The organism is Amycolatopsis sp. Hca4, assembly GCF_013364075.1.
Lineage (GTDB): Bacteria > Actinomycetota > Actinomycetes > Mycobacteriales > Pseudonocardiaceae > Amycolatopsis.
In genome coordinates this window covers 3,526,758-3,550,878 of the sequence record NZ_CP054925.1, presented here as the reverse complement: position 1 = coordinate 3,550,878, position 24,121 = coordinate 3,526,758, and the positions used below count along the sequence as shown (strand labels likewise).

Sequence of the window (24,121 nt, the reverse complement as noted above, 5' to 3'; positions counted from 1 at the left end):
GGACGCGACGGGATGGGGCCTGATGGACAACGACGCGAAGCTCCGGGAGTACCTGAAGAAGGTGACCGCGGACCTCGTGCGCGCCCGCAAGCGCGTCCAGGAGGTCGAGGACGCCGGGTCCGCGCCGGTCGCGATCGTCGGGATGGCCTGCCGGTTCCCCGGCGGCGTCCGCTCGCCCGAGGACCTGTGGCGGCTGGTCGACAGCGGCGGCGACGGGATGTCCGGGTTCCCCGCCGACCGCGGCTGGCCCGACGCCCACGACGCGGGCTTCGTCGCCGAAGGCGGCTTCGTGCACGATGCGGGCCGGTTCGACGCGGGCTTCTTCGGCATCTCGCCGCGCGAAGCGCTGGCGATGGACCCGCAGCAGCGGCTGCTCCTGGAGACGTCGTGGGAAGCCCTCGAACGCGCCGGGATCGTGCCGGAGACGGTGCGGGGCAGCCGTTCGGCGGTGTTCGTCGGGGCGGCGTCCCAGGGCTACGGCACCGGTGCGGGGGAGGAGGCCGAGGCGGTCGCCGGGCACCTGATGACCGGCACCGCCACCAGCGTGCTGTCCGGCCGGATCTCGTACTCCCTCGGCCTGGAAGGCCCGTCGGTCACCGTCGACACGGCCTGTTCGTCGTCGCTGGTCGCGCTGCACCTGGCCGTGCAGTCGCTGCGCCGCGGGGAGTCCGACCTGGCGCTGGCCGGCGGCGCGGCGGTGATGGTCAACCCGGACATGTTCACCGAGATGAGCCGCCAGGGCGGCCTGTCCGGCAACGGCCGCTGCAAGGCCTTCGCCGAGGGCGCCGACGGCACCGGCTGGGGCGAGGGCGCGGGCATGCTGCTGGTCGAGCGGCTGGCCGACGCGCAGCGCCTCGGCCACCCGGTGCTGGCGGTGATCCGCGGTTCGGCGGTGAACTCCGACGGCGCGAGCAGCGGCCTTTCGGCCCCGAACGGGCCGGCCCAGCAGCGGGTCATCCGGGACGCGCTCGCCGACGCCCGGTTGTCCACAGTGGACGTCGACCTGGTCGAGGCGCACGGCACCGGCACGGCACTGGGCGACCCGATCGAGGCGCAGGCGCTGCTGGCCACCTACGGCCAGGACCGGGACACGCCGCTGTGGCTGGGCTCGGTCAAGTCCAACATCGGGCACACCCAGGCCGCGGCGGGCGTCAGCGGCGTCATCAAGCTCGTGCTGGCGCTGCGGAACCGCCGGATGCCGCCGACCCTGCACGCCGGGACGCCGTCGACGAAGATCGACTGGGCCGCCGGTGCGGTCGAGCTGCTCCAGCAGGGCCGGGAGTGGACCGCCGACCGGCCGCGGCGCGGTGCGGTGTCGTCGTTCGGCATCTCGGGCACCAACGCGCACATCATCCTGGAGGAGGCCGAAGTCCCGGCGCCGCCCTCGGAGCGGCCGGCCGGGGTGGTCCCGTGGGTGCTGTCGGCCAAGACCCCCGAGGCCCTGCGCGAGCAGGCGGCCCGGCTGGCGCTGGTGGACGGCGACCCGGCCGACATCGCGTTCTCGCTGGCCACGACCCGGTCGGCCTTCGCCAACCGGGCCGTCGTGGTCGGTGCGGACTCCGAACGCCTCCTGGCCGGAGTTCGCGCACTGGCGGACGGAACCCCGGCGCCCCACGTCGTGTCCGGGGTGGCCGGGAGCGGCAAGGTGGCCATGGTCTTCCCCGGCCAGGGTGCCCAGTGGACCGGGATGGCGACCGAGCTCCTCGCCACCTCGGAGGTGTTCGCGGCCCGGTTCACCGAATGCGCGCGGGCCCTCGAACCGCACACCGGCTTCTCGCTGCTCGACGAACCCGAACTGGACCGCGTCGACGTCGTGCAGCCCGCGTTGTTCGCGATGATGGTGTCACTGGCCGCGCTGTGGGCCGCCCACGGCGTGCGGCCGGACGCGGTGATCGGCCACTCCCAAGGCGAGATCGCGGCCGCGGTGGTTGCCGGCGCACTGTCCCTCGAGGACGGTGCGCGGGTGGTGGCGCTGCGCAGCAAGGCGATCCTGGCCTTGGCCGGGGCCGGTGGGATGGTCTCGGTGGCCGCGTCGCGCGAGCGGACGTCGGCACTCATCGCGCCCTGGGGTGACCGGATCGGCGTCGCCGCCGTCAACGGGCCGGAGACGACCGTCGTCTCCGGTGAGCCCGGTGCGCTGGACGAGTTCATGGCGGCTTGTGAGGTCCGTACGCGCCGGATCCCGGTGGACTACGCGTCGCACTCGGTCCAGGTCGAGCAGCTGCGGGACGAGCTGCTGGAGGTCCTCGCCCCGATCACCCCGCGCGCGGCGGACACCGCGTTCTTCTCGACCGTGACCGGCGAGTGGATCGACGGCACCGCCCTCGACGCCGAGTACTGGTACACCAACCTGCGCGAGCCGGTCCGGCTCGAAGAATCCGTGCGAGCGTTGGCGGAGCAGGGCTACCGGACCTTCGTCGAAGCCTCCCCGCACCCGGTGCTGGTGATGCCGATCGGGCAGACCGCGGAAGGTGCCGTCGCGCTCGGCTCGCTGCGTCGCGACGAAGGCGGCTTGGACCGCTTCGCGCTGTCGGTGGCCGAAGCGCACGTCCACGGCGTCAAGGTCGACTGGACGCCCTGCTTCGCCGGTGCGACCCGCGTCGACCTGCCCACCTACGCCTTCCAGCAGCGGCACTACTGGCTGAAGCCCGGCGCACCGGCCACAGCAGTGACGGATCCGGGCTTCTGGGAGGCCGTCGAAAGCGGGGCTCTCGCGGAGACGCTCGGCGTCGATCCGGACGTTCCGCTGAGCGAGCTGCTGCCGGCGCTGACCGACTGGCGCCGGACGGCCCACGACAAGTCCACTGTGGATTCCTGGCGGTACGACGTCCGGTGGCGGCCGGCGCCCGAGCCCGCCGGGACGCCGTCCGGGCGGTGGCTGGCCGTGGTCTCGCCCGGCCCGGAGCCGTCCATTGTGGAGTCGCTGGGCGCCGAAGTCCTGCCGGTGACCGGCGACCGCGAGAGTCTGGCCGCGCGGCTGCGCGAGGCCGGGCCGGTGGCGGGCGTGGTGTCCCTGCTGGGCTTCGACGAGCGGCCGCACCCGGAGTTCCCCGAGCTGCCCGCCGGCGTCGCCGGAACGCTCCTGCTCGCCCAGGCCCTCGGCGACGCCGGGATCGACGCGCCCCTGTGGCTGCTGACCTCCGGCGCCGTCGCCACGGACTCGCCCTCGCCGGCCCAGGCCCAGATCTGGGGGCTCGGCCGGGTGATCGGCCTGGAACACCCGGACCGCTGGGGCGGCCTGGTCGACCTGCCCGCCGAGCCCGACGCCCGGGCCGTGGACCGGCTCGCCGCCATCCTGGCCGACCCGGGCGACGAGGACCAGTTCGCCGTCCGCTCGTCCGGCGTGCTCGTCCGCCGACTGGTCCACGCGGCCCCGCCGAAGACCGCGCCCGGCTCGTGGTCGGTGCGCGGGACCGTCCTGGTCACCGGCGGCACCGGCGCCCTCGGCCCGCGGATCGCCCGCTGGCTCCGCGGGGCCGGCGCCGAGCACGTCGTCCTCGCCAGCCGCCGTGGCGGCCCGGCGTCCGACGACCCGGGCATCACCTACGCCACCTGCGATGTGGCCGATCGTGCCGCCGTCGAAGCCCTCGCCGCGGCCCACGACTTCCGCGCCGTGATCCACGCCGCCGCGCTCATCGAACTCGCTTCCATCGACGCCACCGACGTCGCCGCGTTCGCCGCCGTCGCGCGGGCCAAGGTGCTCGGCGCCGAAAACCTCGACGCCGTCTTCGACCACGACCTCGACGCCTTCGTCCTGTTCTCCTCCATCGCCGGGGTCTGGGGCAGCGGCGACCACGCCGCCTACGCCGCGGCCAACGCCCACCTCGACGCCCTCGCCCGGCGCCGGCGCGCCCGCGGCCTCCGGGCCACCTCGCTGGCCTGGGGCGTCTGGAACGCCGCCAACCCCGAGAAAGCCAACCAGGACTTCGACGCGAGCCGCCTGCTGCGCCAGGGCCTGCCGTTCCTCGACCCCGACCTCGCGTTCGCGGGCCTGCGCCAGGTCCTCGCCGACGACGAGACGTTCCTCGCCGTCGCCGACGTCGACTGGGCCCGGTTCGCGCCCGTCTTCACCGCGCTGCGGCCGCGCCCGCTGCTCGACGAGCTGCCCGAGGTCCGCCGCGCGCTGGCGGCCGAGCCGGCCTCGGCCACGGTGGGTGGACTGGGCGGCCTCGGCGACCGGCTGGCCGGGCTGTCCCCGGCCGACCGCACCCGGACCGTGCTCGGCCTGGTCCGCGCGACCGCGGCGGCGGTGCTCGGCCACGACGGCCCGGACGCCGTCGCCCCGGACGTCGCCCTGCGGGACCTCGGCTTCGACTCGCTCACCGCCGTCGAGCTGCGCAACCGCCTCGCCGCCGAGACCGGCCGGAGCCTGCCGGCCACCCTCGCCTTCGACCACCCGACCGCCCGGCGCATCACCGAGTTCCTGCTCGGCGGCGCCCCGGCCACGGCGACCGAGACCGTCGTCGCGGTCGCCGACGACGAGCCGATCGCCATCGTGGCGATGAGCTGCCGCTACCCCGGTGGCGTCCGCAGCCCCGAGGACCTGTGGGAGCTCATCACCGCCGGCGGCGACGCGATCACCGGGTTCCCGGCCGACCGCGGCTGGGACGTCGAGGCGCTGTTCGACCCGGACCCCGACCACGACGGCACCAGCTACACCCGCCACGGCGGCTTCCTGCACGACGCCGGCGACTTCGACCCGGGCTTCTTCGGCATCTCGCCGCGCGAGGCGCTCGCCATGGACCCCCAGCAACGGCTGCTGCTGGAAACGTCCTGGGAGGCGATGGAACGCGCCGGCGTGAACCCGGAAAGCCTGCGGGGCAGCGCGACCGGCGTGTTCGTCGGCACCAACTACGCCGACTACGGCATCGGGCTCGCCCCGCCGGACGGCTCGGCCGGGCACCTGCTCACCGGCGGCGCGGCCAGCGTCGTCTCCGGCCGGATCTCCTACACCTTCGGGCTCACCGGCCCGGCCGTCACGGTCGACACGGCGTGCTCGTCGTCCCTGGTCGCGCTGCACCTGGCCTGCCAGTCGCTGCGCACCGGCGAGTGCACGATGGCGTTGGCCGGCGGGGTGGCGCTGATGTCGACCCCGGCGTCGTTCGTCGCGTTCAGCCGCCAGCGCGCGCTGGCCGCCGACGGCCGCTGCAAGGCCTTCTCCGACGACGCCGACGGCATGGGCATGGCCGAGGGCGTCGGCGTCCTGCTCGTCGAACGGCTCGCCGACGCCCGGCGCAACGGCCACGAGGTGCTGGCCGTGATCCGCGGCTCGGCGGTCAACCAGGACGGCGCGTCCAACGGCCTGACCGCCCCGAACGGCCCCGCGCAGCAGCAGGTGATCCGCCAGGCGGTGGCCAACGCCCGGCTGAGCTTGGCCGACGTCGATGCCGTCGAAGCGCACGGCACCGGCACCGCCCTCGGCGACCCGATCGAGGCTCAGGCCCTGCTGGCCACCTACGGCCGCGACCGGGCGAACCCCCTGTGGCTCGGCTCGGTGAAGTCCAACATCGGGCACAGCCAGGCCGCCTCCGGCGTCGCCGGCGTCATCAAGATGGTCCTCTCCCTGCGCCACGGCGTGCTGCCGGGCACGCTGCACGCGGGCACGCCGTCGTCCCATGTGGACTGGACGGCCGGGAACGTCCGGCTGCTGGACGAAAGCCGGCCGTGGCCGGAGACCGGCCGCCCGCGCCGGGCCGCGGTGTCGTCGTTCGGGATGAGCGGCACCAACGCCCACGCGGTGCTCGAAGCCGCACCGGAGCCGGTCGCGACGGAGCCGTCCGGGCCCGTCGCGACCGGCCCGGTGCCCTGGGTCCTGTCCGCCAAGACGCCAGCTTCGCTGGCCGCGCAGGCCGGCCGGCTGCAGGCGTGCGTAGGGGCCGCACAGGGGGTCCGAGCCGCAGATGTGGGGTACTCCCTGGCGAAATCCCGGTCTACGTTCGAGCAACGGGCGGTGCTCGTGACCGCCGTCGAGCACGACGGCCACGACACGCTGGGCGCGCTCGCCCACGACCGGGCCGTCCCCGGCCTGGTGCGGGGCAGCGCCCGCCACGGGGGCAAGGTCGCCTTCGTCTTTCCCGGGCAGGGCTCGCAGTGGGTGGGGATGGCTTTGGACCTGATGGACACGTCGCCGGCGTTCGCGGCCCGCATGCGGGACTGCGAACGCGCGCTGGCGCCGTTCGTCGACTGGTCACTGCCCGAGGTCCTCGGCGACGAGGCCGCGCTGCAGCGGGTCGACGTCGTGCAGCCCGCGTTGTTCGCGGTGATGGTGTCGCTGGCCGAGGTCTGGCGCGCACACGGGGTCGCCCCGGACGCCGTGGTCGGCCACTCCCAGGGTGAGATCGCCGCCGCCGTGGTCGCGGGCGGACTGTCCCTGGAGGACGGTGCCCGCGTGGTCGCGTTGCGCAGCAGGGCGATCCTGGCCCTGGCCGGACACGGTGGCATGGTCTCGGTGGCCGCCTCCCGCGAAACCGTCGAGCCGCGGCTCACGGACGGGCTGTCGGTCGCGGCCGTCAACGGCCCGGCCGCGGTGGTGGTGTCCGGCTCGCCGGCCGCACTGGCCGCGCTGATCGAATCCTGCGAGGCCGACGGCATCCGCGCCAAGCGGGTCCCGGTGGACTACGCGTCGCACTCGGCCCAGGTCGAAGCGATCGAGACCGAGCTGCGCGAGCTGCTCGCCCCGGTGGCGCCGCGGTCCTCGGAGATCGCCTTCTGCTCCACGGTGACCGCCGAGCCGATCGACACCGCGGCCCTCGACGGCCCGTACTGGTACACCAACCTGCGCCGCCCGGTGCTGTTCGACGCGGCCGTCCGGCGGCTGGCCGAGGACGGCTACGGCACCTTCGTCGAATGCAGCCCGCACCCGGTGCTCACGATGAGCGTCCAGGACACCGTGGACGAAGCCGTGGTGACCGGCACGCTGCGCCGCGGCGAAGGTGGCCTCGACCGGCTGTACACCTCGTTCGCCGAGGCGTGGGTGCACGGCGTCGACCTCGACTGGACACCCGCGTTCGGCGAAGGCGCCCGGCTCGTCCCGCTCCCGACCTACGCCTTCGACCACCAGCGCTACTGGCTCGACCCCGCGCCGTCCGTCCCGGCCGACGACGGCTTCTGGACGGCGCTGGAGGAAACCGGCGACCTGGCGGGTGTCCTCGGCGTCGACGGCGCCGCGCTCGACGAGGTGCTGCCCGCGCTGACCCGCTGGCGGTCGCGCCGCACCGAGGAATCCACTGTGGACTCGTGGTGCCTCGCCGTCGGCTGGACGCCGGTGGCCGAGCCCGCGTTGCCGCTGCTGTCCGGCCGCTGGCTGGCCCTCGTGCCCGCCGGGCCCGGCCGGTTCGGCACCGCGGTGCTCGACGCGCTCGCCGCCCGCGGCGCCGACGTCGTCACCGCCTCGCCGCAGGAGCTGCCGCCGGGGGCGTACACCGGTGTGGTTTCCCTGCTGGGCCTGGACGAAACCCCGCTGCCCGGGCACCCGCTGCTCGCCACCGGCCTGGCCGCGACGGCCGCGCTCGCCCCGGCGCTGGCCGCCGCCGGCATCGACGCCCCGCTGTGGCTGCTCACCCGCGGCGCCGTGGCCACCGGGCCCGGCGACGCCCCGGCGTCGAGCGTCCCGGCGCAGCTGTGGGGCCTCGGCCGGGTGATCGGCCTGGAGTACCCCGGCCTCTGGGGCGGGCTGGTCGACCTGCCCGCGGCGCTCGACGAACGGGCCGCGGACCGGCTGGCCGGCCTGCTGGCCGAGCCCGGCGGCGAGGACCAGCTCGCGGTCCGGGACCACGGCGTACTGGCCCGGCGGCTGCGCCCGGCCCGGCCGGCGCCGGCCGGTGCGCCGTGGCGGCCGCGCGGAACCGTGCTGGTCACCGGCGGCACCGGGGCGCTCGGGGCGCACGTCGCCCGCTGGCTGGGCCGCTCCGGCGCCGAGCACCTCGTGCTCACCAGCCGCCGGGGCGAAGCCGCGCCCGGCGCGGCCGAACTGGCCGAAGAGCTGCGCGGGTACGGCTGCGCGGTGACCATCGCCGCGTGCGACGTCGCCGAGCGCAAGGCCGTCGAAGCGCTGCTGGACGGCTTGGAGCACCCGCCGTCCGCCGTCGTGCACGCGGCCGGGCTGCCGCAGTCGAGCACCCTCGCCGAGACCGGGCTCGACGAGTTCGAAGACGTCCTCGCGGCCAAGGTCGCCGGCGCCGCGCACCTGGACGCCCTGCTGGGCGACGACCTCGAAGCGTTCGTGCTGTTCTCCTCCAACTCCGGGGTCTGGGGCAGTGCGGGCCAGGGCGCCTACGCCGCCGCGAACGCCTACCTGGACGCGCTCGCCGGACAGCGCCGCGCCCGCGGGGCGAAGGCGACGTCGGTGGCCTGGGGGTTGTGGGCCGGCGGCGGCATGGCCTCCGACGACGGCGAGCAGCAGCTGCGCCGCCGTGGCCTGCGGCCGATGGCGCCCGAGCGGGCCGTGGCCGCGCTGCAGGGCGCGCTCGACCGCGACGAGACCTTCCTGGCCGTGGCCGACGTCGACTGGGACCGGTTCGTGCCCGCCTTCACCGCGTCGCGGCGGCGGCCGCTGATCGAGGACCTGCCCGCGGTCCGCGGGGTGCTCGACCGGCTGGAAGCCGAGCAGGAGGTCCGCGACGACGGCGCCTGGAGCGAGCGGCTGGCGGCGCTGCCGGAGGCCGAACGCGACCGGGTCGTGCTCGACCTGGTCCGCACCGAGGCCGCGGCCGTGCTCGGCCACCGCGGGGCCGAGGCGATCGGCAGCACCCGGCCGTTCCGCGACCTCGGGTTCGACTCGGTGACCGCGGTCGAGGTGCGCAACCGGCTGCGCCGGGTCACCGGCCTGCGGCTGGCCGCCACCGCCGTCTTCGACCACCCGACCCCGGTCGCGCTGGCCCGGTTCCTCGCCGCGGAGATCGCACCCGGGAGCACGCCCGCGGACACGGCGTTCGGCGCGCTCGACCGGCTGGAGGCGTCGCTGACCGACCTCGCGCAGCCGGACGAGAACGTCCGGCTGCGCGTCGAGATGCGGCTGAAGTCCCTGCTGAACCAGTGGCGCGGGGAGGCGGAGGCCCCGCGGCAGGCGCAGCTGGCGGACGCCTCGGCGGCCGAGGTCTTCGCGTTCATCGACAACGAGCTCGGGGTTTCCCCGCCGCCGGCGCACTGACCCCCTGACCTGGACGAACGGATGAGGTTGGCGATGGCAGAGCAGGACAAGCTCCTCGAGTACCTCAAGCGCGTGACCGCCGACCTGCACCAGACCCGGCAGCGGCTGCAGGCGGCGGAGGCGGCGGAGCAGGAGCCGATCGCCATCGTCTCCCTCGCCTGCCGGTACCCGGGCGGGGTCGCCTCGCCCGAGGACCTGTGGGACCTCGTCGCGGGCGGCACCGACGCGATGTCGGGTTTCCCCGGCGACCGCGGCTGGGACGTCGACCGCATGTACGGCGCGGAAGGTGCCCGCGCGGCCGAGGGCGGCTTCGTCCACGACGCGGCTTCGTTCGACCCCGGGCTGTTCGGCATCTCGCCGCGCGAAGCGCTGGCGATGGACCCGCAGCAGCGCCTGCTGCTGGAGACGTCCTGGGAGCTGCTGGAACGCGCCCGGCTCGACCCGTTTTCCTTGCGCGGCAGCCGGACCGGCGTGTTCATCGGCGCGAACGCGTCCGGCTACAGCAGCACGCTGCAGGCCGCGGCGGGCTCCGAGGGGTACCTGCTCACCGGTGAGGCGCCCAGCGTCATGTCCGGGCGGCTGTCCTACACCTTCGGCCTCGAAGGACCTTCGGTCACCGTCGACACGGCGTGTTCGTCGTCGCTGGTCGCGCTGCACTGGGCCTGCCAGGCGCTGCGGCAGGACGAATGCGGCCTGGCGCTGGCCGGCGGGGTCACCGTGATGGTGAGCCCGCTGGCGTTCGCGGAGTTCAGCCGCCAGCGCGGGCTGGCCGCGGACGGCCGGTGCAAGTCCTTCGCCGACGCCGCCGACGGCACCGGCTGGGGCGAGGGCGTCGGCATGGTGCTGCTGGAGAAGCTCTCCGACGCCCAGCGCAACGGGCACCGGGTGCTCGCGGTGATCCGCGGCTCGGCGGTCAACTCCGACGGCGCGTCCAACGGCCTGACCGCGCCGAACGGGCCGTCGCAGCAGCGCGTCATCCGGACGGCGCTGGCGAACGCCGGTCTGTCCACTTCGGACGTGGACGCGGTCGAGGCGCACGGCACGGGGACCGCTCTCGGCGACCCGATCGAGGCGCAGGCCCTGCTGGCGACGTACGGCCAGGACCGGCCGGCCGACCGGCCGCTGTGGCTCGGGGCGCTGAAGTCGAACATCGGGCACACGCAGTCGGCGTCCGGCATCGCGGGTGTCATCAAGATGGTGCTGGCGCTGCGGCACGAGCTGCTGCCGCGCACGCTGCACGTCGACGCGCCCTCGTCCGAAGTGGACTGGACGGCGGGTGCGGTGGAGCTGCTGACCACGGCGCGGCCGTGGCCCGCCGGTGCGGTGCCGCGGCGGGCCGGGGTTTCGGCGTTCGGCGTCAGCGGGACGAACGTGCACGTCATCGTCGAGGAGGCGCCCGCGGTTCCCGACGAGCCCGCGTCCGTTGCCGAGCACGGGCTGCTGCCGTGGGTGCTGTCCGGGGCGAGCGATGCCGCGCTGCGGGCGCAGGCCCGGCGGTTGCTGGACGCGGACCCCGACCCGGTCGACGGCGGGTACTCACTGGCCGTCACCCGGGCGCGGCTCGCCCGGCGGGCGGTGGTGCTCGGGTCCGATCGCGACTCTCTGCGGGACGGTCTTTCGCACATCGAAGACGCCATCACCGGGACGGCCGATCCGGATGCCCTGCTGGCCGTGTTGTTCACCGGTCAGGGAGCGCAGCGGGTGGGCATGGGGCTGGCTCTGTACGACCGGTTTCCGGTGTATGCCAAGGCGTTCGATGCGGTGCTCGCGCACTTCGATCCGGCTCTTCGTGATGCCTTCTCCGATGCTTCCCTGTTGGAGCGGACGGAGTTCACGCAGCCTGCGTTGTTCGCGGTCGAGGTGGCGTTGTTCCGGTTGGTTTCGTCGTTCGGTGTTCGTCCGGATTTCGTGGCGGGGCATTCGATCGGGGAGATCTCGGCGGCGCATGTGGCTGGGGTGTTGTCTCTTGAGGATGCTTGCCGGTTGGTGTCGGCGCGGGCGTCGTTGATGCAGGCGTTGCCGTCGGGTGGGGCGATGGTGTCGATCGCGGCGCCTGAGTCTTCGATCGTTCTCACTGACGGTGTTTCGGTTGCGGCGGTGAACGGGCCGGAATCGGTGGTCATCTCCGGTGATGAGTCGGCGGTGCTGGCGATCGCGGCTCGGTTCCCGAAGACGAAGCGGCTCGCGGTGAGTCATGCGTTCCATTCGCCGTTGATGGATCCGATGCTGGCGGAGTTCCGCGCGGTGGCGGAGTCTCTCACGTATCGCCCGGCGGAGATTCCGGTGATCTCGAATGTGAGCGGTGCTCTCGCTGAGCCGTTCACCGCGGACTACTGGGTGCGGCACGTGCGGGAAGCGGTCCGGTTCGCCGACGGGGTGTCCACTTTGGAGGCCGCCGGGGCCGGGGTGTTCCTGGAACTCGGGCCCGACGGGGTGCTCAGCTCGATGGTGCCCGGGGTGGCCGTCCCGGCGTTGCGGGAAGGCCGCTCCGAGGAGAGCGCACTGCTCACCGCGTTGAGCACGGTGCACGTCCACGGGGTGGACGTCGACTGGACGCCGTTCTTCCCCTGCGGCCGCCGGATCGACCTGCCCTCGTACGCGTTCCAGCGCGAGCGGTTCTGGCCACGCGGCGGCGTCGCGCACGGGGACGCGGGATCGCTGGGCCTCGGCGCACTGGACCACCCGCTGCTGGGCGCGGCGGTGAGCCTGGCCGGCCACGACGGCGTCGTCTTCACCGGGCGGCTGTCGCCGGAGGCCCAGCCGTGGCTGTCGGGGCACGCCCTGGGCGGCACGGTCCTGGTCCCGGGGACGGCGCTGCTGGAACTGGCGGTCCGGGCGGGCGACCAGGTGGGATGCGACGTCGTCGAAGAGCTGACCCTGGAAGCTCCGCTGGTTTTGCCGGCGCGCGGCGGGGTGGCGGTCCAGGTCTACGTCGGCCCACCGGACGGCGAGGGCCGCCGCGAGCTGACGCTGTACTCCCGCCCGGACGACGGCACGGCACCGGGCGAGGACACGTGGACCCGCCACGCCGGCGGCCGGCTGGCCCCGGGCGGCGCACCGGCGGCCGACCTGCCGGAGTGGCCCCCGCCGGGAGCGGCGCGGGTTCCGACGGACGGGCTGTACGAGCAGCTGGAGGGCTTGGGGTTCACGTACGGCCCGGCCTTCCACGGCTTGGGATCGGTGTGGCGCCTCGGGGACGAGACCTACGCGGAGGTGACGCTCCCGGAGGAGTGCCACGAGGACGCGGCCGCATTCGGCCTGCACCCGGCCCTGCTGGACGCCGCTCTGCACCCACTGGGTTTGGCCGCTCCCGCGACGGCCGACTCCGCCGCGCCCGGCGGCGCGGGCGTGGGCGCGGTTTCGGCGGCTGATGGCCCTTCGGCCAGCGCTGCGACTGGCGCGGCGAGCGAGGCTTCGGCGCATGCCACCGCAGGCTCCGGCGGCATGCCGTTCTCCTGGAGCGGCGTCACCCTGCACGCCTCGGGCGCCACCGCCCTCCGCGTCCGGCTTTCCCCGGCCGGGGACAACGCCGTCTCCGTCGAAGCCTGGGACCACGCCGGGGGCCCGGTCGCCTCCGTCGATTCCCTCGTCCTGCGCCCCATCTCCGCCACCGCCGCCGCCCCCGTCCGGGACGGCTCGCTCTTCCGCCTCGACCGGGTCCCCGTCCCCGCCGGCCCGCGAACCCGGGCCGTCGCGCTCGGGGGAGGCGAACACGGCCTCGACCTGCCCACCGTGTCCGGAATGGACACCGAAGCCGATCTCGTCTTCGCCGTCGTAGCAGACCGAAACGTCCACGAAGCCACCGGCCAAGCCCTCACCCTCGTCCACGACTGGCTCGCCGCCGACCACCCGGGCCGCCTGGTCGTCGTCACCCGCGACGCCGAAACCGACCCGGCCGGCGCCGCCGCCCGGGGCCTCGTCCGGTCCGCCCAGACCGAGCACCCCGGCCGGTTCCAGCTGCTCGACCTCGACGGCTCCCCGCACCCCGACCTCGCCACCCTCCCCGCCGAACCGCAGATCGACCTCCGCGACGGCGTCTTCACCGCCCCGCGCCTGGCCCGCGCCCAGGCCCTCGCCGTCCCGGACCAGCACTGGCGGCTCACCACCACCGGCACCACCCTCGACGACCTCGCCCTCCGCCCCCAGCCGGAAACCCCGCTCGCCGACGGCGAAGTCCGGGTCGCCGTCCGGGCCGCCGGCGTCAACTTCCGGGACGTCCTGATCGCCCTCGGCATGTACCCCGACCCGGCCGCCGTCCTCGGCTCGGAAGCCGCCGGGATCGTCACCGAGGTCGGCACGGGCGTCACCGGGCTCGCCGTCGGCGACCGGGTCTTCGGGCTGTTCACCGGGGCGTTCGGCCCCGAGGCGGTGACCGATGCCCGGCTGCTCGTCCCCGTCCCCGGCGGCTGGACCTTCGCCGAGGCCGCGTCCGTGCCCGTCGCCTTCGTCACCGCCTACTACGCCCTCTTCGACCTCGGTCACCTGGCCGCCGGTCAGTCCGTGCTCGTCCACGCGGCCGCCGGCGGCGTCGGCATGGCCGCCGTCCAGCTCGCCCGCCACCGGAACGCCGAGGTGTTCGCCACGGCGAGCCCGGCCAAGCAGGACGCCGTCCGCGCCCTCGGTGTCGAGCACGTCGCGTCGTCGCGGGACCTCGGGTTCGCGACGCAGTTCCCCCGCGTCGACGTCGTCCTCAACTCGCTGACCGGCCCCTTCATCGACGCCTCGCTCGGCCTGCTCACCCCCGGCGGCCGGTTCCTCGAGATGGGCAAAACCGACCTGCGCGACCCCGAAGACGTCACCTACCTCCCCTTCGACCTCGGCGACCCCGGCCCGGACCGGATCCAGGAGATCCTGCGCCACCTGCTGGCGCTGTTCGCCGACGGCGCGCTGCACCCCCTGCCCACCAGGACCTGGGACGTCGTCCGCGCCCCTGACGCGTTCCGGTTCATCAGCCAGGCCAAGCACGTCGGCAAGAACGTCCTCACCCTCCCGGTGCCGCCGGACCCCGATGGCACCGTGCTCGTCACCGGCGGCACCGGCACCCTCGGCGCTCTCGTGGCCCGGCACCTCGTGACCACCCACGGCGTCAAGAACCTCCTGCTGACCAGCCGTCGCGGCCCCGACGCCCCGGGCGCGGCCGAGCTGGTCGCCGAACTGACGGCCGCCGGCGCCACCGTGCGCGTCGAGAGCTGCGACGTCGCGAACCGGGCGGAGCTCGAAGCCCTGCTCGCCCCGGTGAACCTGACCGGCGTCGTGCACACCGCGGGCGTCCTCGACGACGGGGTCATCGCCTCGCTCACCCCCGGGCGGCTCGGCACCGTCCTCCGCCCCAAGACCGACGCCGCCCTGCACCTGGACGCACTGACCCGCGACCGCGACCTCGCCTGGTTCGCGCTGTACTCCTCCCTCGCCGGGGTCGCCGGCGCCGCGGGCCAGGCCGGCTACGCGGCCGCCAACGCCGCACTCGACGCGCTCGCCGCCCGCCGCCGCGCCGAGGGCCTGCCCGGCGTCTCCCTCGCCTGGGGCCAGTGGGCCGCGGCGAGCGGCATGACCGCCGGCCTCGACGACGAGGACCTTTCCCGGATCGCGCGGTCCGGCATCGGCGCGCTGGGCACCGAGGAAGCCCTGGCGCTGTTCGACGCCGCCCAGGTCGCCGGCGCCGCCTGCGTGGTCCCGGTCCGCGTCGACCTCGCCGCCCTGCGCGCCCAGGCCGAGCACCTGCCCGCGCTGTGGCACGGCCTGGTCCGCGTGCGGACCCGCCGGGCGGCCGGGCTGCCGTCCGGGACCGACGGGCTCGCCGCCCGGCTGGCCGGGCTGAGCGGCGACGACGTCCGCCGGTTCCTGCTCGACCTCGTCCGCACCCACGTCGCGGCGGTCCTCGGCCACGACGGCGCCGACGCCGTCGAACCCGCCAAGGCGTTCAAGGACCTGGGTTTCGACTCCCTGACCGCGGTGGAACTGCGCAACCGCCTCACCGCGGTGACCGGCCTGCGCCTGCCGGCCACGGTCATCTTCGACCACCCCAACCCGCAGGCGCTCGCCGCGCTGCTGCAGGCCGAGCTGATCGGCGACGCCGGTCCGGCCACGACGGCGGCGATCACCACCGCCACCGACGGCGACCCGATCGCCATCGTCGCGATGAGCTGCCGCTACCCGGGCGAGGTGACGTCCCCGGAGGACCTGTGGCGCCTGGTCGAAACCGGCCGCGACGCGCTCACCGCGCTGCCCGCCGACCGCGGCTGGGACCTCGCGGCCCTCGGCGCCGCCGAGGGCGGGTTCGTGCACGACGCCGGCGGCTTCGACGCCGAGTTCTTCGGCATCTCCCCGCACGAAGCCCTCGCGATGGATCCGCAGCAGCGGCTGCTGCTGGAGATCTCCTGGGAAGCACTGGAACGCGCCGGGATCGACCCGCGCTCGCTGCGCGGCAGCAGCACCGGCGTCTTCGTCGGCGCCGCGCACCAGGCCTACGGCAGCGGCGTGGCCGAGGTGGCGTCCGGCGTCGAAGGCCACCTGCTGACCGGCAACGCGACCAGCGTCGTCTCCGGCCGCGTGTCCTACACCTTCGGCTTCGAGGGTCCGGCCGTCTCGATCGACACGGCCTGTTCCTCGTCGCTGGTCGCGCTGCACTGGGCGGCACAGGCGCTGCGCCGCGGCGAGTGCGACCTCGCGCTGGCCGGCGGCGTCGCCGTGATGGCCCAGCCCGGCATGTTCGTCGAGTTCGACCGGCAGGGCGGCCTCGCCTCCGACGGCCGCTGCAAGGCCTTCGCCGAGGCCGCGGACGGCACCGGCTGGGGCGAAGGCGCCGGTCTCGTGCTGCTGGAACGGCTGTCCGACGCCCGGCGGAACGGCCACGCAGTCCTGGCGCTCGTCCGCGGTTCGGCGGTCAACTCCGACGGCGCGTCCAACGGCCTGACCGCTCCGAACGGCCCGTCGCAGCAGCGGGTGATCCGCGCCGCGCTGGCCGGCGCGGGCCTGCATCCGTCCGAAGTGGACGCGGTCGAGGCGCACGGCACCGGCACCACGCTCGGTGACCCGATCGAGGCACAGGCCTTGCTGGCCACCTACGGGCAGGACCGCGACGAGCCGCTGTGGCTCGGCTCGCTCAAGTCCAACCTCGGGCACACCCAGGCCGCCGCGGGCATCGCCGGGGTGATCAAGGTCGTCATGGCGCTGCGGCACGGCGTGCTGCCGCGGACGCTGCACGTCGACGCGCCGTCGTCGCGCGTCGACTGGGAGTCCGGCGCGATCGAACTGCTCACCGAGGCCCGCCGCTGGCCGGACACCGGACGGCCGCGCCGCGCCGGCATCTCGTCGTTCGGCATCTCCGGCACCAACGCGCACACGATCATCGAGCAGGCCCCGGCCGCTCCGCCCGCACCCGAGCGCCCCGAAAGCACCGGCCCCGTGCCGTGGCTGCTGTCCGCCCGCGATGCCGACGCGCTCACCGCGCAGGCCGGACGCCTCCGTGCGCACGTCGAGGCCCACCCCTCGCTGTCCCCGGTCGACGTCGGCTTCTCGCTGGCCGAGACCCGGGCGGCCCTCGAACACCGGCTCGTTGTGTTCGGCCACGACCGCGCGGAACTCCTGGCCGCGCTGGCGAACCCGCCGGTGACCGGGGTCGCGCGGCCGGACCGCCGGCTCGCCGTGCTGTTCACCGGCCAGGGCGCGCAGCGGCCGGGCATGGGCCGCGAGCTGTACGAGCGGTTCCCGGTGTACGCGGAGGCGTTCGACGCGGTCTGCGCGCACTTCCCCGGCCTGCGCGAACGGGTCCTCGACGGCGCCGAGCCGCTCGACGACACCGGCGTCACCCAGCCGGCGCTGTTCGCCGTCGAGGTCGCGCTGTTCCGGCTGGTTTCGTCCTTCGGGGTCCGCCCGGACTTCGTGGCGGGGCACTCGATCGGCGAGATCTCGGCCGCGCACGTCGCCGGGGTGCTCACGCTGGCGGACGCGTGCCGGCTGGTGTCGGCCCGTGCGTCGCTGATGCAGGCGCTCCCGCCGGGTGGGGCCATGGTGTCGATCGCCGCGCCCGAATCGGCCATCACGCTGACCGAAGGAGTTTCTCTCGCGGCGGTCAACGGACCCGAGTCGGTCGTGATCTCCGGCGAGGAGGCCGCGGTCCTGGAGATCGCGGCGAAGTTCCCGAAGACCAAGCGGCTGCCGGTGAGTCACGCGTTCCATTCGTCCTCGATGGACCCGATGCTCGCCGATTTCCGCGCGGTGGCGGAGTCGCTGACCTACCACCCGGCGCAGATACCGGTGATCTCGAACGTGAGCGGTGCGCTCGCTTCGCCGTTCACGGCGGAGTACTGGGTGCGGCACGTGCGCGAGACCGTCCGCTTCGCCGACGGAGTGTCCACTCTGGACGCCGTCGGGGTCGACGTGTTCCTGGAGCTGGGGCCGGACGCCGTGCTCAGCGCGATGGTGCCGGGCATCGCGATCCCGGCGTTGCGCCGCGACCGCTCCGAAGAGAAAGCACTGCTCACCGCGTTGAGCACTGCTCACGTCCACGGCGTGGACGTCGACTGGACGCCGTTCTTCCCGGGCGCCCGCCGGGTCGACCTGCCCACCTACGCCTTCCGGCACCGCAGCTACTGGCTCGCCCCGGAACCCGGCGTGGCCCCGGGTGGCGACTCGGGTTTCTGGGACGTCGTCCGCAGCGGCAAGCTGGCCGCCGAGCTCGAGCTGGACGCGGCCGTCGCCGAGGCGGTCACCCCGGCCCTGTCGGCCTGGTACCGGCGACGCCACCAGGAGTCCACTGTGGATTCCTGGCGCTACGGGATCGCGTGGCGGCCGGTGTCGCCGGACACCGCCGCACTCACCGGGCACTGGCTGCTGGTCGTGCCGGAGGAAGGTGAGCCCGGTGTCGTGGCCGGGGTCGCGCAGACCATCCTCGAACGCGGCGCGCGAGTAACGCCGGTGCGAATCGACCCGCTCCTGCCGCGCGCCGAGTTCGCCGAACGCCTGCGCGCGGCCCTCGACGGGGCCGAAGTGGACGGAGTGCTCTCGCTGCTGGCCCTGGCCGACGGCGGCCACGGCATCGCGGCGGGCACGGCCACCCTGCTCCAGGCGCTCGGTGACCTCGGCGCGGGCGGACGGCTGTGGTGCCTGACCCGCGGCGCGGTCGCGGCCGGCCGGGCCGACCGTGTCGAAGCCCCGGTCCAGGCCCAGGTCTGGGGCCTCGGCCGCACCGCGGCGATGGAGTACCCCCAGCGCTGGGGCGGCCTGGTCGACCTGCCCGCCGAGCTGGACGAACGGGGCCGCACCCGCCTCGCCGCCGTCCTCGGCGGCACCGAAGACGAGGTCGCGCTCCGGCCGTCCGGCGTCTTCGCCCGGCGGCTGGAACGGCGGGCCGCAGCGGGGGAGTCCTGGCAACCTCGCGGCACCGTACTGGTCACCGGCGGCACGGGAGCCCTCGGCGCCCGAGTCGCCCGGCGGCTGGCCACCAGCGGTGCCGAGCGGCTGGTGCTGCTCAGCCGGCGCGGACCGGCGGCGCCGGGTGCCGCGGACCTCGAACGCGAGCTGACCACCCTCGGCTGCGAGGTCTCGATCCTGGCCTGCGACGCCGCCGACCGCGACGCACTGGCCGCGGTCATCCCCGCCGACCTGCGCGCGGTGGTGCACGCGGCGGGCGTCCTCGACGACGGCGTCATCGAGTCCCTCACGCCGGAGCGCTTCGACACCGTCCTGCGCGCCAAGGCGGCCGCGGCCGAGAACCTCTCCGCGCTCACCGGCGACCTCGACGCCTTCGTCCTGTTCTCCTCGATGGCCGGTGCGTTCGGCGCGGCCGGCCAGGGCAGTTACGCCGCCGCCAACGCCCACCTCGACGCGCTCGCCCAGCAGCGGCACGCCGCCGGCCAGCCCGCGGTCTCGATCGCGTGGGGCCCGTGGGCGGGCGACGGCATGGCCGCGGGCGACGCCGAAGCTCGTCGACGCCTGCGCGCCGCGGGCGTCGGCGTTCTGGACCCCGGCCTCGCCCTCGACGCCCTCACGCTCGAAGCCGCGGGTGACACCCCGCTGGCCGTGGTGGCCGACCTCGACTGGGACGTCTACCTCCCGGCGCTGCGGTCCGTCCGGCCCCGGCCGCTGTTCACCGGGTTCGGTGAGCCGCGCGAAACCGCGCAGGCCCCGGCCGAACCGGCGGGGCTGCTCACCGGGCTGTCCGAGGCGGACGCCGCCCGTACGGTCCTCGACCTGACCCGCACGCACGTCGCGGCCGTGCTCGGCTACCCCGACGCGGCCGCGGTCGACCCCGAGCGCGCCTTCTCCGACAGCGGGTTCACCTCCCTGACCGCTGTCGAGCTGCGCAACCGCCTCGACGCCGCGACCGGGCTGAGCCTGCCCGCGACGTGCGTGTTCGACCACCCGACGCCGGCCGCGCTGGCCCGGCACCTGCACCGCGAGCTGCTCGGCCGCCTGCCCGAACCGGCCGCGGCCGCACCGGCCCGCACCGGCGGCGACGAGCCGATCGCCCTCGTCGCGATGGGCTGCCGGTTCCCCGGCGCGGTGGCCACACCGGAGGACCTCTGGCGGCTCGTGGAAGACGGCGTCGACGCGATGACCGGCCTGCCCGAGGACCGCGGCTGGGACCTCGGCGCGCTCTACGACCCGGACCCGGGCAAGAGCGGCCACAGCTACGCCCGCGACGGCGGCTTCCTCGACACGGCCACGGAGTTCGACGCCGCCTTCTTCGGCATCTCGCCCCGCGAAGCCCTCGCCATGGACCCGCAGCAGCGCCTGCTGCTGGAGATCACCTGGGAGGTCTTCGAGCGGGCCGGGATCGACCCGCACGCGCTGCGCGGCAGCCGCACCGGCGTGTTCGCCGGCACCAACGGCCAGGACTACGCGGGCCTGCTCGGCGCGGCGGGCGACGAGGTCGGCGGCTTCATCGGCACCGGCAACGCCGCCGCGGTCGTGTCCGGCCGGCTGGCCTACGCCTTCGGCCTCGAAGGCCCGGCCCTCACCGTCGACACCGCGTGCTCGTCCTCGCTGGTCGCCATCCACCTCGCCGCGCAGGCCCTGCGCCGCGGCGAGTGCGACCTCGCGCTGGCCGGCGGCGCGACCGTGATGGCCACCCCGGCGACCTTCGTCGAGTTCAGCAGGCAGCGCGGCCTGGCCGCCGACGGCCGGTGCAAGGCCTTCGCCGAGGCTGCGGACGGCACCGGCTGGGGCGAAGGCGCCGGGCTCGTGCTGCTGGAACGGCTGTCGGACGCCCGCCGCAACGGCCACCGGGTCCTGGCGGTGGTGCGCGGTTCGGCGGTGAACTCCGACGGCGCGTCCAACGGCCTGACGGCTCCGAACGGTCCTTCGCAGCAGCGGGTGATCCGCGCCGCGCTGGCCGACGCCGGTCTGTCCACTTCGGATGTGGACGCGGTCGAGGCGCACGGCACCGGGACGAAGCTGGGCGACCCGATCGAGGCCCAGGCGCTGCTGGCGACCTACGGCCAGGAGCGGGAAACGCCGCTGTGGCTGGGCTCGGTGAAGTCCAACCTCGGGCACACCCAGGCCGCCGCGGGCATCGCCGGCGTCATCAAGATGGTCATGGCCATGCACCACGGCGTCCTCCCGCGGACGCTGCACGTCGACGCGCCGTCGTCGCAGGTGGACTGGTCGGCCGGGGCGGTGGAGCTGCTCACCGAGGCGACGCCGTGGCCGGAGACCGGGCGCGCCCGCCGGGCCGGCGTGTCGGCGTTCGGCGTCAGCGGCACCAACGCCCACGTGGTCCTCGAAGCCGGCGAACCGGAACCGGCCACGTCCGTCCACACCGGACTCACCGTGTGGCCGCTGTCGGCGAAGGACGAGCAAGCGCTGCGCGAGCAGGCCCGGCTCCTCCGCTCCGCGGTCGGCGAGGACGTGCCGGCGGTCCGGGTCGGCCGAACCCTGGCGACCGGGCGGGCGGCGCTGGAGCGCCGGGCCGTCGTGCTCGGCGCGGACCGGGACGAGCTGCTGGCCGGACTGGCGGACCTGGACAACGCGGTGCGCGGCACCGCGGTTCCGGGTGGCCGGCTGGCCGTGCTGTTCACCGGCCAGGGCGCCCAGCGCGCCGGGATGGGCCGCGAGCTCTACGAGCGGTTCCCGGTGTTCGCCGACGCCTTCGACGCCGTGTGCGCCGAGTTCGACGGCCTGCTGGATGCGTCCCTGCGCGAAATCGTCTTCGACGGCGGCGAGCGGCTCGACCGGACCGGCTACACCCAGCCCGCGCTGTTCGCGGTCGAGGTCGCCCTGTACCGGCTGGTGACGGCGTGGGGCGTGCGCCCGGACTTCGTCGGCGGGCACTCGATCGGCGAGCTGGTCGCGGCGCACGTCGCCGGGGTCATGACGCTGCCCGGCGCCTGCGCGCTGGTCGCCGCCCGGGCCACGCTCATGCAGGCGCTGCCCGCCGGCGGGGCGATGGTTTCGATCGCCGCGCCGGAGTCGGCCGTCACCCTGACCGAGGGGGTCTCGATCGCGGCGGTCAACGGCCCCGAGTCGGTCGTCGTCTCCGGCGACGAGACCGCGGTACTGGCGATCGCCGCGGAGTTCGCCGCGCGGGGTGTGAAGACCAAGCGGCTCACCGTGAGCCACGCCTTCCACTCCCCGCTGATGGACCCGATGCTCGACGAGTTCCGCGCGGTCGCGGACACCCTGACCTACCACCCGGCCGAGATCCCGGTGCTCTCGAACGTGACCGGTGCGCTCGCCGGGCCGTTCACCGCGGACTACTGGGTGCGGCACGTGCGGGAGGCGGTCCGCTTCGCCGACGGGGTCGCCACTCTCGAAGCCGAAGGCACCCGGATCTTCCTGGAACTGGGGCCCGACGGGGTGCTCAGCGCGATGGTGCCCGGCGTCGCGGTCCCGGCGTTGCGGCGCGACCGCTCCGAAGAGCGAGCACTGCTCTCGGCGCTGAGCACGGTCCACGCCCACGGCGTGGCCGTCGACTGGGCCGCGTTCTTCCCACAGGCCGGCCCGGTCGACCTGCCCACCTACCCCTTCCGGCGGCAGCGGTTCTGGCCCGAGCCCGCGCCGGCCGCGCCGGTGTCCGAAGGGGACGCCGAGTTCTGGGCGGCCGTCGAAGGCGAGGACCTGGAGGCGCTCGGCTCGCTGCTCGGGCTCGACGACGACCAGCGCGCCGCCATCGCCCCCGCCCTCCCGGCCCTTTCCGGCTGGCGGCGGGACGCCCGGTCCGCCGCGGACTCCTGGCGCTACCGCGTCGCCTGGCGCAAGCTGCGCGAGGAACCCGCCGGGGTGTCGGGCGACTGGCTGTTCGTCCTGCCCGAAACCCTCGACGACCCGAGCGCGGTGACGGCGGTGGCCGGCGCCTTCGCGACAGCCGGGGCGCGGCCGCTGGTCGTCCGGGTGCCCGAGGACGCCGACCGCATCACGGTCGCGAAGCTGGTCGAGGCCAAGCTGGCGGAAGAAGCCGCCACGCCGGTCGGGGCCCTGTCGCTGCTCGCGTTCGCGCCCGGCACGCCGGGGTCGGCCGTGGCCGCCGGGCTTCCGCAAACGCTTGCGCTGGTCCAGGGCCTTGGCGACGCCGGGGTCACCGCCCCGCTGTGGTGCGCCACCCGCGGCGCGGTCGCGACGGCGGACGGCGAGGCCGTCGCGGACCCGGCCCAGGCCCAGTTCTGGGGCTTCGGCCGGACGGTCGCGCTGGAGCACCCGAACCGCTGGGGCGGCTTGATCGACCTGCCGCCCACCTTGACCGCCGAAGACGGCGAGCGGCTGTGCGCGGTGCTCGCCGCCGGCAGCGAGGAGGAAATCGCTCTCCGGTCCTCCGGCGTCTTCGCCCGCCGCCTCGTCCGGGACACCGGGCGGGGTCCACAGTGGACGCCGACCGGCACGGTGCTCGTCACCGGCGGCACCGGGGCCCTCGGCGGGCACGTCACCCGCTGGCTGCTGGACCACGGCGCCGGGCACGTCGTCCTGGCGAGCCGCAGTGGCGGCGAAGCACCGGACGAGCGGGTGACGGTCGTCGCCTGCGACGTCGCCGACCGGGACGCGGTCGCGGCGCTGCTCGCCGAGCACCCGGTGACCGCGGTGGTGCACGCCGCGGGCGTCCTCGACGACGGCGTGGTCGACACCCTGACCGGTGACCGGTTCGCCGAGGTCCTGCGGGCCAAGGTGACCGGCGCCCGGATCCTCGACGAGCTGACCGGCGACCTCGACGCCTTCGTGCTGTTCTCCTCGCTCGCCGGCGCGGTCGGCGCCGCGGGACAGGCGAACTACGCGGCCGCCAACGCCGAGCTGGACGCCCTCGCCCAGCGCCGTCGCGCGTCGGGCCGCTCGGCCGCCGCGATCGCGTGGGGCCCGTGGGCGGGTGAGGGGATGGCCGCCGAAAACGCCGACCGGATGCGGCGCGCCGGGGTCACCCCGCTGCCCGCGGCCGACGCCGCGGCGGCCCTCGGCAGGCTCACCCGGTCGTCGGTCGTCGCCGACATCGACTGGGACACCTACCCGGCCGTCCGGCCGCTCTTCGCCGAACTGGCCCCGGCGGCTCCGGTCGCGGCGGCGCCCGTGCACCTCGGCGACCGGCTGGCCGGGCTGTCCGCGGGTGACGCAGGCGAGCTCGTGCTGACCGTCGTCCGAGAGCACGTGGCGGCGGTCCTCGGCCACGGCCGGGCCGCCGACGTGGCCCCGGACCGGGCGTTCAGCGAAACCGGCTTCACGTCGCTGACCGCGGTCGAGCTCCGCAACCGCCTGGACCGCGTCACCGGGCTGAACCTGCCCGCGACGCTGGTCTTCGACCACCCGTCGCCGTCCGCGCTGGCCCGGCACCTGACCGCGGAACTGCGGGACGACGAGCCCGGGGTCGACGGCCTGCTCGACCAGCTGAGCCGCGTCGGCGCCACCCTCGGCGAAGCCGATCGCGCCCGCGTCGCCGAGCAGCTGCGGCAGCTCACCGCGGGCTGGACGGGCGGACCGGCCGCCCCGAGCCTCGACTCGGCCAGCGACGAGGAGATGTTCGACCTCCTCGGCAAAGAGTTCGGCATCTCCTGA

The 24,121-nt window shown here is 75.2% G+C and carries 2 protein-coding genes; both read left to right on the top strand.

Annotated elements, in window-relative coordinates; all coding sequences use genetic code 11:
• Positions 1 to 22: 22 nt before the first annotated feature.
• Positions 23 to 9,148: a type I polyketide synthase gene (locus HUT10_RS15575; RefSeq protein ID WP_176171873.1), complete on the top strand. Its 9,126-nt coding sequence runs from the start codon at positions 23 to 25 to the stop codon at positions 9,146 to 9,148.
• Between the two features lie 33 nt (positions 9,149 to 9,181).
• Entirely contained in the window at positions 9,182 to 24,121 is a 14,940-nt protein-coding gene (locus tag HUT10_RS50985) for a type I polyketide synthase (RefSeq protein ID WP_176171872.1), read from the top strand.